The following is an 11,107-nucleotide window of genomic DNA, read 5'->3' on the forward strand; positions in this document are numbered from 1 at the left end:
GCTAAAACGCCACCAATTGACGAAAAAGCCCTGTTTGAGGAAAAACAGAGGGAAACCCTTGGCAAAGTGCTAAAACGCGAAATCAGCGCAAAAGACGCGAATCTAGACCTGGATTTTATGCAGCGCAATCTCAAACAAGCCGAAATAAACCTGACCAAGCACCACAAACATCAAAACGAGTTCAATCAGCAGCTTGCCCAGGAGATCATGAAAAGCGGACTCAAGCAAAGTCATGACAAATTGCAAAGCCTGGTCGATCAACACAACGAATTAACCCAGAACAAACCCTTACTGTTTGGAAAAAAAGCCTGGGAAGCCCAACGTGATGCGATTTACCAGGAACACAAAAAGCTGAAAGGTCAGCATGAACACCAGAAAAAACATGGTGTGAAAGATTTATTGGAAAATGAAAAGTTTAAAGAACATGCTTGGAAGCAGTACCAACAACAACATCAGGCCAAAGCCAAGCAATACCAGACTCTATACCCATCCTATCAAGTTATTAAGAAATGTGTGGATGAGATCAAAGCAGAACAACAGCTGAAACTCAGACAAGAACAACAGCTCAAAGCACAGCAACATGCACCTAAAATGAAATCTCGTGGCATGAGTCGCTAAACAGAGCGAGTGTCTACGAGCGAACTGAGAAAATTCGTCCATCCCTTTCCCTGATTACAAGCTCCCTATCCATTAATCACCTACCCTACAGAGCATCCCGCATGGGTGCGAACTTTCCAAGTTTGATTCCTAAATCGAGCGTAGCGAGAAAAAAAGCTCATGAGCGAAGCGAATTCCGAGCTGCTTTTGATCTTGCTTTTGCTTTTTCTCAAATTTAGGAAAATATGAATCAAAAATTGCCCCGACGAATCGAGCGAAAGCGAGATTCAATAGAGTTTGAGCGTAGCGAAAACCAAGGGCAATTTTCATGAATTTTCTTTTCTATTTTATATTTATAATATTTAATATTTGAAGCATGTTTTCTTTTTTATTTTCAATAGATTATGATGGCATAAACATAGGTTTTATCCGTTTCAAACATAGGTTTTATCCGTATAAACATAGGTTTTATCCGTTTCAAACATAGGTTTTATCCGTTTCAAACATAGGTTTTATCCGTATAAACATAGGTTTTTATTTTACTATTTAAATGAGTATTGTTATGATGATTCCCTAAGTGAAAAATTTATCTAGATTTTGGTAAATCCATATAATGTTTATAGGGAAATAAGAATGAGCCGTTCAGAAAATTTAGACATGTCGATTCTTGTCTCTAAAGCAAATGATTTAGTAAAAGCTCATTATAAAATGACTGTTGTTGAGCACAGATTGTTCAATATCGCTTTATCAAAAATTCGTTCTAATAAGATTACATTAGATAATAATGTACCAATTACCATTTCAGCTCATGAATATGCAGATCTGTTTTCAGACACCATAGATGGCGGTTATAAAGCCCTTAGAACGGCTGTAGATACTTTATTTGAACGCCAGTTCACATTAGAGCGAGAAATCTCAAATACTAAAAAACACGTTAGAACATATAGATTTATTCAAATGAAGGGATATCTTGAAGGTGAAGCTAGAATTGAAATTCAATTTGCTAATGACGTCTTACCATTTGTAAGTGAGCTGGCTAATAAATTTACTCAAATTGATCTTCAACATACGGTTGATTTAAGCAGTCAATATGCCAATCGCTTATATGAAATTCTTAAAGAAGTGCAGAACTATAAAGAGCAAAAAGTTTTTCTAGAGTTGGACGATCTTCGATCTAGGTTCGGTATCGAAAATAAATATAAAACTATGTCAAATCTAAAAGACAATGTCCTGGACTTAGCTGTCACTCAAATAAATAAGAGCAAAGCCTGCGATATATATAACCTTCAATATACTAATAAGAAGGCAGGGAAAAAAATTATAGGATTTGAGTTTACCTATAAAATTAGAAAGCAATCAAAGAAGTCAGATATAGCTATACAACCTATAGTTTTAAAAATGACTGATTCGCAACGTTATCTTTTTGCTAATAAACTCTCTGGGCTTACCGAGATGAATAAATATTCTCAAGGTACAGAAAGTTACTCTCAATTTGCTGTTCGCATTGCCGAAATGTTGCAGGATCCACTTAAAATTGAAGAATTACTGCCATATCTAAAGAAAGTAGGATTTAATACAAAATAAACTTCATGTTCAGATTGGATGTTCACATGAACATCCTTGTACACGCACTGAGGGATTACATTGAACACAACAAAATTCAGCGTCATGGATGCAAGTAAAGCCTTTAAAAAATCACGTACAACAATATATGAGGCTTTAAAAAATGGTGAATTATCAAGAGATCATGATGGTCTTATAGACTTATCTGAACTTATCAGAGTTTATGGCAATCCAGTCGGTGTTCAGTCCAGTACACGTACTGAACAAGTTCACAAGGATGTACAAGTACACGTTCAATCTGAGGTTGAAAGTGTATTAAAAGATCAAATTTCTTTACTCAAAAATCAGTTAGATTTAGCAAATCAAAGAGAAAAGTCTTTGATGCAACATATTGAAGATCTTACTCATAGAATTGAGTTTAAAGGCACCTTAGAACAGCCAAAACAAGAAAATATTAATCAGCTAGATGGATCTACTAATTCGAATATAGCAACAGATCCTCGGTCACAGGCTGAATCGAACTATGACGGATTGACTACTTCAGAGAATAAACGTATCCCTGTTCCAGAACACGTTGAGCCTGAGCCTAAGAAGAGAAGCTTCCTGAGCCGTTTTTTCCTTCCCTATGGTTAACCAGGACTCCAATTTTGTGATGAGCCAATTTCAGTGCAAGCACATGAAATAGTGACTCATCACAAAATCGGATGATGTTTATTAAAACTGACTAAAAGTGTGGAACATAAAAAATTAAAAAGTTGCCGCCCTGTTGCTCTATGATTCAAGGCGGCAACCTCTAATATAATAATTTTGAAGGAAAAAACAGTTGTATTTCGTATAAGGTGTATTATGTTAATTTTAGAGATTCTACGTAAACGTAAAATCTCCTGCGCTTAGATTCTGGCATGTGTTCCATACTTATCAATCATGATAGAGCTGGCTTCATTTAAGCCACGCACAGTGACATTCACACCATTCTTTTGAAATTTTTTTACAACAGAATCAAGCATGGCGACTGATGTTACATCCCAAATGTGAGAATGGGTCAAATCAATAATCACATCCTTTACATCCTCTTTAAAGTCAAAACCTTGCATGAATTTTTCAGAAGAACTAAAGAAGATCTGACCTCTCAAATCATATAAACGGGCTGTTCCTTCAAAAGATGCTGTTACCTGGATATCATTTTCAAGTTTATTCGCCAGGAACAAGGCTGAAAGTAATACGCCTGTTAACACACCCAAAGCCAGGTTATGCGTAGCAACAACTACAATCACAGTCGCAATCATAACGATATTACTGCTCTTAGGATTATCTTTTAACTGAGTGACAGAACTCCATTCAAAGGTACTGATAGAGACCATGATCATTACCGCTACCAATGCAGCCATTGGAATCACTTTGAGCCAGTCACTGATAAATACAACAAGAATAAGAAGAAAAATACCCGCAGAGAATGTTGATAAGCGTGTAAGGCCACCTGATTTTACGTTAATCATAGATTGACCAATCATCGCACAGCCAGCCATGCCACCCATAAAGCCAGAAGCAATATTCGCAATCCCTTGTCCCTTACATTCCTGATATTTATCACTTGGCGTATCTGTCATTTCATCCACGATAGTTGCTGTCATCATCGATTCAAGTAAACCTACAGCCGCCAGTGCGACTGAATAAGGCAAAATAATCATCAATGTTTCAATATTCAAAGGAATATTTGGAATCAAGAACATTGGAAGTGTGTCAGGTAACGATCCCATATCACCCACAGTTCGTACATCAATTCCTAGAGCAATTGCCAGTAATGTGATTGCAATGATGCAGACAAGTGGAGAAGGGAGTAATTTTCCTAATTTGGGAACCAGAGGAAAGAGATAAATAATCGCCAGACCTAAGGCAACCAGAGCATATACATGCCAGGTCACATTAATCAGTTCAGGCAACTGAGCCATGAAAATTAAGATCGCTAACGCATTTACGAATCCAATAACTACAGATTTAGATACGAACCGCATTAACTTGGCGAGCTTTAAATAGCCTGCCAATATCTGAATCACACCTGTCAGAATTGTTGCTGCCAGCAGATATTCAAGCCCATGCTCTTTGACCAATGTGACCATAAGCAGTGCCATAGCCCCTGTGGCAGCTGAAATCATTGCGGGACGACCACCTACGAAAGAAATCACGACGGCAATACAGAAGGATGCGTATAGACCGACTTTAGGATCTACACCTGCAATAATTGAAAATGCGATGGCTTCAGGAATAAGTGCAAGACCGACGACTAATCCGGCAAGTACATCCCCACGGATGTTAGAGAACCACTGTTCTCGGACATTAGATAACATAAACATAGCCTGTTTTTTAATTTTTCAGATAGGCTAGTGATGTGATATATACAACACACAAGCGACTACACCACATCACTAGACAGTGATGAGTTATTTACAGATTTAAGACGGTAAATAAACTTAAGGTGGCGTAAGTGTCATAAGATGAAGGAACTTTTTAGAGTAAAAAAATCAGGACAAGGGTAACAGCTAGGTACTTTTTTATAAAGCCTGGATGTTATATCCAAGCTTTGTTTAATCGGTATTTTATGAAGCTTTTAGCTCCCCAAGTAATTGACCTATTTCCAAACGTGTGTAGCCACGTTCTTTAAAGATCAAAACAATAGCCTGTTTATAATCTTCAGAAATAGCCGTTTTATATTTATTAATTAATTGCAGCTCAGCATTAAGCTGAAGGTCATTTTTGATCGTCAATACTTCCGTAGAGACTTTATTAAAAATCTTGAAATTAAACATACAGGTGCTCTTCATCCGTATTATAGCGGCCCGACTATAACGAATACCTGCCTTAGCTTAGCTAGACACCCTTAGTAGCAAGAATTGCAAATTAAAAAGGGATCTGCAAGTTTTTCTAAAGGGGAAGCATGAATAATCTCCTAACTGCTATCTATTTAACATAATGGCGCTTATACGAAACGCGATTGTAATAATATTGAAATATCAACAAGTTAAGCTAAAAGAAAAAGTTAAAAGATCAGCAGAATCCCGGCTTGGAAACAAGTCGGCTTTTTTTTAAACTGTTTTGATATATTCCGCCAATAAAATTGATCATAATTTAATCAAAATGAAACTTTTCTCAATGTTCCCGGACTTACCAGGGCAAAAAATATCCCCAATTTCTGCGGATAAATCTGGGACAGTTTTTAGGCAGTGTTGTACGCATTTGCTTACATCAATTCCGGTCCTTTGCGGCTATACGATCTGGCTACAATTTCCTATGATGGGGACATAGAGAGCAGGATGCTCCAGATAAAAAGAACAAGAGAAAGAACAAGGAATGTGAGATCAGACAGGAGTCAGATCTAAGCATCAAATACGAAAAAGCCCAACAGGATGTTGGGCTTTTTTATGCCTATAGTTTTCGATTAAGCTAAGTTTTCTCGAACAAACTTAGGATCAATAATGAAAAGCTTAATAAGCGATTGAGCTGCTTTACTTGGTCGTCTTGTTCCTTGTTCCCAACTTTCTAATGTTCGTTTTGATGTACCTAGAATATTGGCAAATTGTTCTTGTGTTAAATCAGCTTTTCTACGAGCTAGTGCGACATCTGTTTCAGTAATCACAGTGCGTTTTGCTGCATTATTCGCAAGCATATCGTCTATACCCTGCAAAATTTCCGCTTCAATATCTCTAGTTGCCTCAAAAGCTTCGATTTCTTTAGCCGTTAAACGAGTCATTTAGTTTCTCCACTAATAATTGAAGTGTCTTTTTACTCAGTTGGGTGGTCTCTTTTTTACTGTAGAGTGTCAGTAGCCAAATCTCACCGTTTTCTAAACGGTTAAAGTAAATGACTCGAACACCAGAGCTTTTACCTCGTCCACCACCTGTCCATCTAACCTTACGAATACCACCTGAATTAGGCTCAACATCACCTACATTAGGGTTTAAAGATAAGAACGTCTTAAATTCCTCATATTCTTTTTCATCCCAATACATAAAACAAATTTTACTAAAATAAGGTGTTTCACATATTGTTAGCATTTTCAAACCTTGAATACCACATAGTAGTATTTTAATACGACTAAGTCGTATCTGTAAAGAAACTAAATTGCACTGAGATTATCGAAAACCTATTTTTTTGTTAAATGGGAGTATTTTGAGCACATTCGGCTCACAATATGAGCCGAATGTAATGGTTAATCAGCTCATTTATCTATCTAGGACATTTCTACTTGGGAATAACACAAAAAAGCGCGGATCTAGTATCCACGCTTCATATAATTTATACGATAGAAAGTTTCGTGAATTGGATAAAAAAATACCACTCTCTAATTCTTTATTTGCTTCTATGAGCCTGTTTTTAATAACAAAGAATTAGAGAGTTAAAATTTGCGCTACCCTTGTCTCTTTATATTTATTTATTGTTATTGTGAGACTGATTTAACCATTTGTTGATTAAAAAAACACCAAAAAATATTAAGAATCCGATCACTGACATATAGATTAATGTGACTAAAATCACGCATCAATTAAACCTAAAAATCATCAAAATGGGCTTGGACTGTCATAGTCATTAATAGATCACTGATTTTGTAGGGTAAAGCTTTTTTATGTCACGTATAAATCTAAGACTTCTTTTATTCGTTGCTAAGAGGATGTTTCACGGCTTCTAAGCTATTGATTTTAGGTTGCGGATACAGACAGATGTGACGTTACTTTGGGGTGTGCTCTAAAATTACATTAGGACATTCATTAAAGTTGCAAACCCTGAATAGAAATGTCCGGTTTACCATCCGATCAGGAATACCGAGATTTTTACATATTTAAAAATTTTGCTGTAGCCATCAGACTCTATTATTTTAAATTTTCAGAAAAAACTTCATACCCACAAATATTTTTAATAAAAAACAATAAATTAAATGGTTGCTTAGTTTTCATAATGTATATATAGTGTATATACATTTTATTGTATTAGTGCCTTTGGGAATAAATATCTTATGACTGATCAACCCAGAAAAATCAAGGCCAACAAAAAAGATGGGCAACTCTTAATTCGCATTAACAGCACTGAACGTGATGAGTTTATTCAATTGTGTGAAGCGATGGACACCAGTGCCGCTAGAGAATTAAGAAAATTTATCCGTAGTTTTATGAAAAAAAACCAGTCAGCGGATATTCATACCAAGGAGTGACATCATGTCGAAGCAAGTTAAAATCTTGAAACAGAAGATCAAAGCACGTCTTGAAACGATTTCAAAACACGAAAACAAGTTAAATAAGCTCAAAAAGCAGCTTAAAAAACAGAAGTAATAGCGAGGATTAGCCTCCCTAGAAACTAATGAAAAAAGCTGAATTTCCTAATAGGAAATTCAGCTTTTTTCATTAGTTTCTGTCTAACTTTTGAGGGACAGATCAAGATGTGTGTTTTTTATTGCCTATATTTCTAAATCAGACTTAGAGGTGCATCAAAAATACGAATTAAAGTAGCTGCAGGACCAATTGGAAAACCCTAAATAAGAATGGCCGGTTTTAGAAGAACCCATGTAGATCTTTTTACATTTACATAAATGTAGTAACATTATTGTATGTATATGAGTGTTATCCTATGAGTAGAGAATTTGAATGGGATGAGGCTAAAAATACAAGCAACCAGAAAAAGCATAAAATTAGCTTTGAAACGGCACTGCATGTATTTAAAGATCCATTCCTATTAAGTAAACAAGACCGTTTTGAAAGTGGCGAGTATAGATGGCAAGCCATAGGTGTAATTGATGGTCAGATCGTCCTATTAGTCGCTCATACAGCTACCTTTGAAGATACCACTGAAATCATCCGAATTATTTCAGCCCGAAAAGCTACTGCACAGGAGAAAAGAGAATATGAGCAAAATTGTTCGATATAAACATAATCTTGATGATTTACCTGAGCTTTCAACAGCACAAAAGGCTGAACTTGAAGCTTTGGCTAAACGTCCAGACAGTGAAATAGATTTTTCAGATATTCCAGAACTTGATGAAAGCTTTTGGCAAAATACTGTCCGTAATCCTTACTACAAGCCGGTAAAAAAATCGACAACCGTTCGAATCGATGCCGATGTAATGCAGTGGCTTAAATCACAAGGGAAAGGCTATCAAACGCGCATGAACAAAATTCTACGTGAAGCCATGCTGGAAGAACTTAAAAATCATCCATAATTTTATGGGATTAATAATATGAACTACTTTGCAAAGGATCCCTTCTAGGTAATGTTACCTAGGAGGAATCATGAAAAAGCTGAAACATCAGTATAAAAAATCAATACGCAGTACCCAACACGATTACTTTTGGCTGATTTACCCCAATGTCAGAAGTTCGTATTTCAAAAAATTTAGTACTCACCAGGAGCGAAGTTTTTATTTTTTACATATGGTTGAATATAAAGACTATCCTCTTAAAATCCGTGTTGCACGTGGTACTGGTTTACCGCATGTTTGGGATGATTTTCCCACTTATGTCTACAAGGTAGCCAAAAGCTGGAAGCATAATTCCAGAAGACAACACCAGTACTATAAAGAACATGCGCAGGAATAAGAAAAATGAGAGCTATAAGCTCTCGTTTTTTGTATAGAAACTATTAAAAATAAAAAAAGTGCGGATCCTGTACCCATGTTTTATATAATTTATACGATGGGAAATGTAGTGAATTGGATAACTAATTTCAAATACTCATAAACACTAAATCAAATTAGAAAGGATTTCTGTTAACAATTTATCTGCTTGTGAAGTACTTCTGATTGCAAAAATTTCCGTTTTGCTTTTAACGATAGATTTTCCTGTTTCTTTAAAGGAAAAGACTGTTTTATTTCCCGTAATCAAAAGAGGTGTAAAGTCAGATACCTGTCTGATATTTAAAAAAAGCTCTGGAACTCGGTAGATATCAGGGTAATGATTTCTTAATTTTTGAGCAATTTCTAAAGCAATGGGGTTAATCATAAAGATATGCCTTCATATTATTTTAGTTTTTGAATATTTAACTGTGAGCAATCAATTTTAACAGACTAATTGAACGGTTAAAACTCGCTCTGAAAAACTGCTTATTGCCTATGAGGAAAGGCTTTCAGCCTTTAAAAAGGGTAGAATTCATAAACTAAGAGATATCACAGAAATATTGAAGTTCTGTTCTGTTCACTTCATAAAATGAGTATTAAACCATATGAAAAGAGATGAGTTTTTAGGGCAAGATCCTGAACGAAAAATTATTTTTGCTTTTCTCTTTAGTAGAAACCAAAAAGCAATCTCCCTTTTTATAAAATACTCAGATGAAAGGACCCTGCAAATTGCAAAGCAGACAATCGCTTTACACATCATATTTTGGCATTCAGGGGTAAGCGTTACTGATTTAAAAGAAGTGTTTGAAAATGACCCTGGCTTAGTCAATTCAGGCGTGGAATTTTGGACAGAGATTGTTAAATAAACCATGTAAAAAATAAATTATTTTTCAAAATTCCACGCTTGGCTTTTATAAATTACTGATGCTTCTCTGAACCAAATAAAGCTAAATTAAATAATAAGCGATCTCGATCCTCCGTTAAATATTTGTCCATCTGAGTAATCAATTTAGCCCTGGCCTGTTCATCTTCTTCAGTGATTTTCAGCATACAAGATCCAATTAAAATCTTACGTCTCGTATCATCCTTTCGAGCCTGTTCTTTCTCTTTGGCTTTTTCTCTAGCGAGTGCTGCTTGTCTTTGAGCTTTTAACTGTTTCAGCTTTTCTTCCTGGGCCTTAATCTTGCTGTCTAAATTTTCAGTCACGCTCATTAATCCAATACCATCATCCTGGGAAATCCTCCCTAACATAAGCGCACTTGAATCTGCATTCAAGGTACTATATGTATAGTAATGTTTTCCTCGAAGAGCGCACTTATGCAAACTTCGTTTGCAAGTCCGATTGGGGTCTCCCCAATACCCCCGACAACCGTAGTCACGGTTGTATTTCACTACATGAAAATTTAAAAGCGAAAAACAGGCATGGCGATTTACCACTTTTCAGTCAAAACCGTAGCACGATCTGCAGGGCGTTCTGCCACTGCTGCGATTGCCTATCGGGCCGGTGAAAAGATCTATTGTGAACGCGAAGGCCGAGAACATGAATACAGCCGAAAAACTGGCGTGGAATATAAAGAAATTTATTTACCCGAAGGCGCACCAGAGCATTTAAAAAATCGGGAAAAACTCTGGAACGAAGTGGAACAACGAGAAACCCGAAAAAACTCGACAGTCGCCCGGGAATTTGAAATTGCCTTTCCAAGTGAGTTGAACCAGGAACAACGTCTGGCCATGCTCGAAGAATTATGTGCCAGCATCGTGGACAGACATCAGGTGGCCGTCGATGCCTGTATCCATGCACCGCATACCGGATCCGGCAGTGATGAACGCAATTATCACGCCCATATCCTGATGAGCACACGTAAGCTCACGCCTGAAGGTTTTACAGAGAAAACCCGAGAACTCGATCAGAAACATAGTGGAGAAATCGAGCACTGGCGCGAACACTTTGCCGATATCTGCAATATGCACCTGGATCTAGCCGGATACACCGCCCGAGTCGACCACCGCAGCTACAAAGACCAAGAGAATGGCCTGGAAGCGACCCTGCACGAAGGACCGAAAGTCACCGAACTACGTCGAAAAGGGATTGAGACCGAAATCAGCCGCAGCAATGATCAAATCAAACAGAGAAATCAGGCTCAGCTGCAATACGGCAAAAATATGGATCTGCTGATTGCTGAAAATGAGATAAAACTCAGCAAACTGAAAACAGAACAGCAGATCCAAATCAAAAATAGCGCTAAAACGCCACCAATTGACGAAAAAGCCCTGTTTGAGGAAAAACAGAGGGAAACCCTTGGCAAAGTGCTAAAACGCGAAATCAGCGCAAAAGACGCGAATCTAGACCTG

Annotated in this window: 15 protein-coding genes; 9 read left to right on the forward strand and 6 right to left on the reverse strand. The window is 36.9% G+C overall.

The features are described 5' to 3' along the window. The 3 genes from WFH18_RS14950 to WFH18_RS14960 form a co-directional block, all read left to right on the forward strand. Positions 1–618 (forward strand): hypothetical protein (locus tag WFH18_RS14950; protein ID WP_336755147.1); only part of this gene is annotated, 618 nt, incomplete at its 5' end. A gap of 612 nt (positions 619–1,230) precedes the next feature. After that, positions 1,231–2,181 (forward strand): replication initiation protein RepM, encoded by a 951-nt coding sequence (repM, locus tag WFH18_RS14955; RefSeq protein ID WP_005261368.1) that lies wholly within the window; start codon positions 1,231–1,233, stop codon positions 2,179–2,181. A gap of 60 nt (positions 2,182–2,241) precedes the next feature. Continuing rightward, the gene (locus WFH18_RS14960; protein ID WP_262443130.1) at positions 2,242–2,793 is read left to right on the forward strand and encodes a plasmid replication DNA-binding protein; all 552 of its coding nucleotides are present in this window, start codon (positions 2,242–2,244) and stop codon (positions 2,791–2,793) included. 257 nt (positions 2,794–3,050) lie between these two features. Here the strand turns inward: WFH18_RS14960 and WFH18_RS14965 are convergent, their stop codons facing one another. The 4 genes from WFH18_RS14965 to WFH18_RS14980 all read right to left on the reverse strand — a co-directional run bounded on the left by WFH18_RS14965 (position 3,051) and on the right by WFH18_RS14980 (position 6,209). Further along, entirely contained in the window at positions 3,051–4,505 is a 1,455-nt protein-coding gene (locus tag WFH18_RS14965) for a SulP family inorganic anion transporter (RefSeq protein ID WP_121980245.1), read from the reverse strand. Between the two features lie 249 nt (positions 4,506–4,754). Next, positions 4,755–4,964, reverse strand: coding sequence for a hypothetical protein (locus WFH18_RS14970; protein WP_004282305.1), 210 nt, complete (start codon positions 4,962–4,964; stop codon positions 4,755–4,757). 629 nt (positions 4,965–5,593) lie between these two features. After that, the gene (locus WFH18_RS14975; RefSeq protein WP_004650130.1) at positions 5,594–5,905 is read right to left on the reverse strand and encodes a helix-turn-helix domain-containing protein; all 312 of its coding nucleotides are present in this window, start codon (positions 5,903–5,905) and stop codon (positions 5,594–5,596) included. Then, entirely contained in the window at positions 5,886–6,209 is a 324-nt protein-coding gene (locus WFH18_RS14980) for a transcriptional regulator (RefSeq protein WP_121980244.1), read from the reverse strand. The genes WFH18_RS14975 and WFH18_RS14980 overlap by 20 nt, the downstream gene beginning before the upstream one ends. 956 nt (positions 6,210–7,165) lie before the next feature. Here WFH18_RS14980 and WFH18_RS14985 point away from each other — a divergent pair. The 4 genes from WFH18_RS14985 (at position 7,166) to WFH18_RS15000 (ending at position 8,738) form a co-directional block, all read left to right on the forward strand. After that, positions 7,166–7,360, forward strand: a complete 195-nt coding sequence (locus WFH18_RS14985) for a hypothetical protein (RefSeq protein WP_121980243.1) — start codon at positions 7,166–7,168, stop codon at positions 7,358–7,360. A gap of 413 nt (positions 7,361–7,773) precedes the next feature. Further along, positions 7,774–8,070, forward strand: a complete 297-nt coding sequence (locus WFH18_RS14990; protein ID WP_121980242.1) for a BrnT family toxin — start codon at positions 7,774–7,776, stop codon at positions 8,068–8,070. Beyond that, entirely contained in the window at positions 8,048–8,362 is a 315-nt protein-coding gene (locus WFH18_RS14995) for a BrnA antitoxin family protein (protein WP_121980241.1), read from the forward strand. Before WFH18_RS14990 ends, WFH18_RS14995 begins: the two co-directional genes overlap by 23 nt. Positions 8,363–8,432: 70 nt before the next feature. Continuing rightward, positions 8,433–8,738, forward strand: a complete 306-nt coding sequence (locus WFH18_RS15000) for a hypothetical protein (protein WP_121980240.1) — start codon at positions 8,433–8,435, stop codon at positions 8,736–8,738. Positions 8,739–8,882: 144 nt separating this feature from the next. On the opposite strand, the gene WFH18_RS15005 is transcribed toward WFH18_RS15000, so the two are convergent. Beyond that, positions 8,883–9,140 carry a hypothetical protein gene (locus tag WFH18_RS15005; protein WP_121980239.1) on the reverse strand — a complete coding sequence of 86 codons (258 nt, stop codon included), beginning with the start codon at positions 9,138–9,140 and terminating at the stop codon, positions 8,883–8,885. Between the two features lie 220 nt (positions 9,141–9,360). Between WFH18_RS15005 and WFH18_RS15010 the strand changes: the two genes are divergently transcribed. Continuing rightward, positions 9,361–9,621 carry a hypothetical protein gene (locus WFH18_RS15010; protein ID WP_121980238.1) on the forward strand — a complete coding sequence of 87 codons (261 nt, stop codon included), beginning with the start codon at positions 9,361–9,363 and terminating at the stop codon, positions 9,619–9,621. Between the two features lie 52 nt (positions 9,622–9,673). Here WFH18_RS15010 and WFH18_RS15015 read toward each other — a convergent pair whose 3' ends face one another. Next, the gene (locus WFH18_RS15015; protein WP_121980247.1) at positions 9,674–9,967 is read right to left on the reverse strand and encodes a mobilization protein; all 294 of its coding nucleotides are present in this window, start codon (positions 9,965–9,967) and stop codon (positions 9,674–9,676) included. 210 nt (positions 9,968–10,177) lie between these two features. Here WFH18_RS15015 and mobQ point away from each other — a divergent pair. Then, the coding region (gene mobQ, locus WFH18_RS15020; RefSeq protein WP_336755153.1) for a MobQ family relaxase at positions 10,178–11,107 on the forward strand (930 nt) is incomplete at its 3' end.

It is taken from the genome of Acinetobacter sp. USHLN143, assembly GCF_037145695.1.
Taxonomy (GTDB): domain Bacteria; phylum Pseudomonadota; class Gammaproteobacteria; order Pseudomonadales; family Moraxellaceae; genus Acinetobacter; species Acinetobacter fasciculus.

What these genes read in the sequence shown, in the direction of transcription:
- WFH18_RS14980 (WP_121980244.1), bottom strand. Translation starts at nt 6,209, where the DNA reads ATGCTAACAATATGTGAAACACCTTATTTTAGTAAAATTTGTTTTATG.
- WFH18_RS15000 (WP_121980240.1), top strand. Translation starts at nt 8,433, where the DNA reads ATGAAAAAGCTGAAACATCAGTATAAAAAATCAATACGCAGTACCCAA.
- WFH18_RS14990 (WP_121980242.1), top strand. Translation starts at nt 7,774, where the DNA reads ATGAGTAGAGAATTTGAATGGGATGAGGCTAAAAATACAAGCAACCAG.
- WFH18_RS14970 (WP_004282305.1), bottom strand. Translation starts at nt 4,964, where the DNA reads ATGTTTAATTTCAAGATTTTTAATAAAGTCTCTACGGAAGTATTGACG.
- WFH18_RS14985 (WP_121980243.1), top strand. Translation starts at nt 7,166, where the DNA reads ATGACTGATCAACCCAGAAAAATCAAGGCCAACAAAAAAGATGGGCAA.
- repM (WP_005261368.1), top strand. Translation starts at nt 1,231, where the DNA reads ATGAGCCGTTCAGAAAATTTAGACATGTCGATTCTTGTCTCTAAAGCA.
- WFH18_RS14965 (WP_121980245.1), bottom strand. Translation starts at nt 4,505, where the DNA reads ATGTTATCTAATGTCCGAGAACAGTGGTTCTCTAACATCCGTGGGGAT.
- WFH18_RS15005 (WP_121980239.1), bottom strand. Translation starts at nt 9,140, where the DNA reads ATGATTAACCCCATTGCTTTAGAAATTGCTCAAAAATTAAGAAATCAT.
- WFH18_RS14975 (WP_004650130.1), bottom strand. Translation starts at nt 5,905, where the DNA reads ATGACTCGTTTAACGGCTAAAGAAATCGAAGCTTTTGAGGCAACTAGA.
- WFH18_RS15015 (WP_121980247.1), bottom strand. Translation starts at nt 9,967, where the DNA reads ATGAGCGTGACTGAAAATTTAGACAGCAAGATTAAGGCCCAGGAAGAA.
- WFH18_RS15010 (WP_121980238.1), top strand. Translation starts at nt 9,361, where the DNA reads ATGAAAAGAGATGAGTTTTTAGGGCAAGATCCTGAACGAAAAATTATT.
- WFH18_RS14995 (WP_121980241.1), top strand. Translation starts at nt 8,048, where the DNA reads ATGAGCAAAATTGTTCGATATAAACATAATCTTGATGATTTACCTGAG.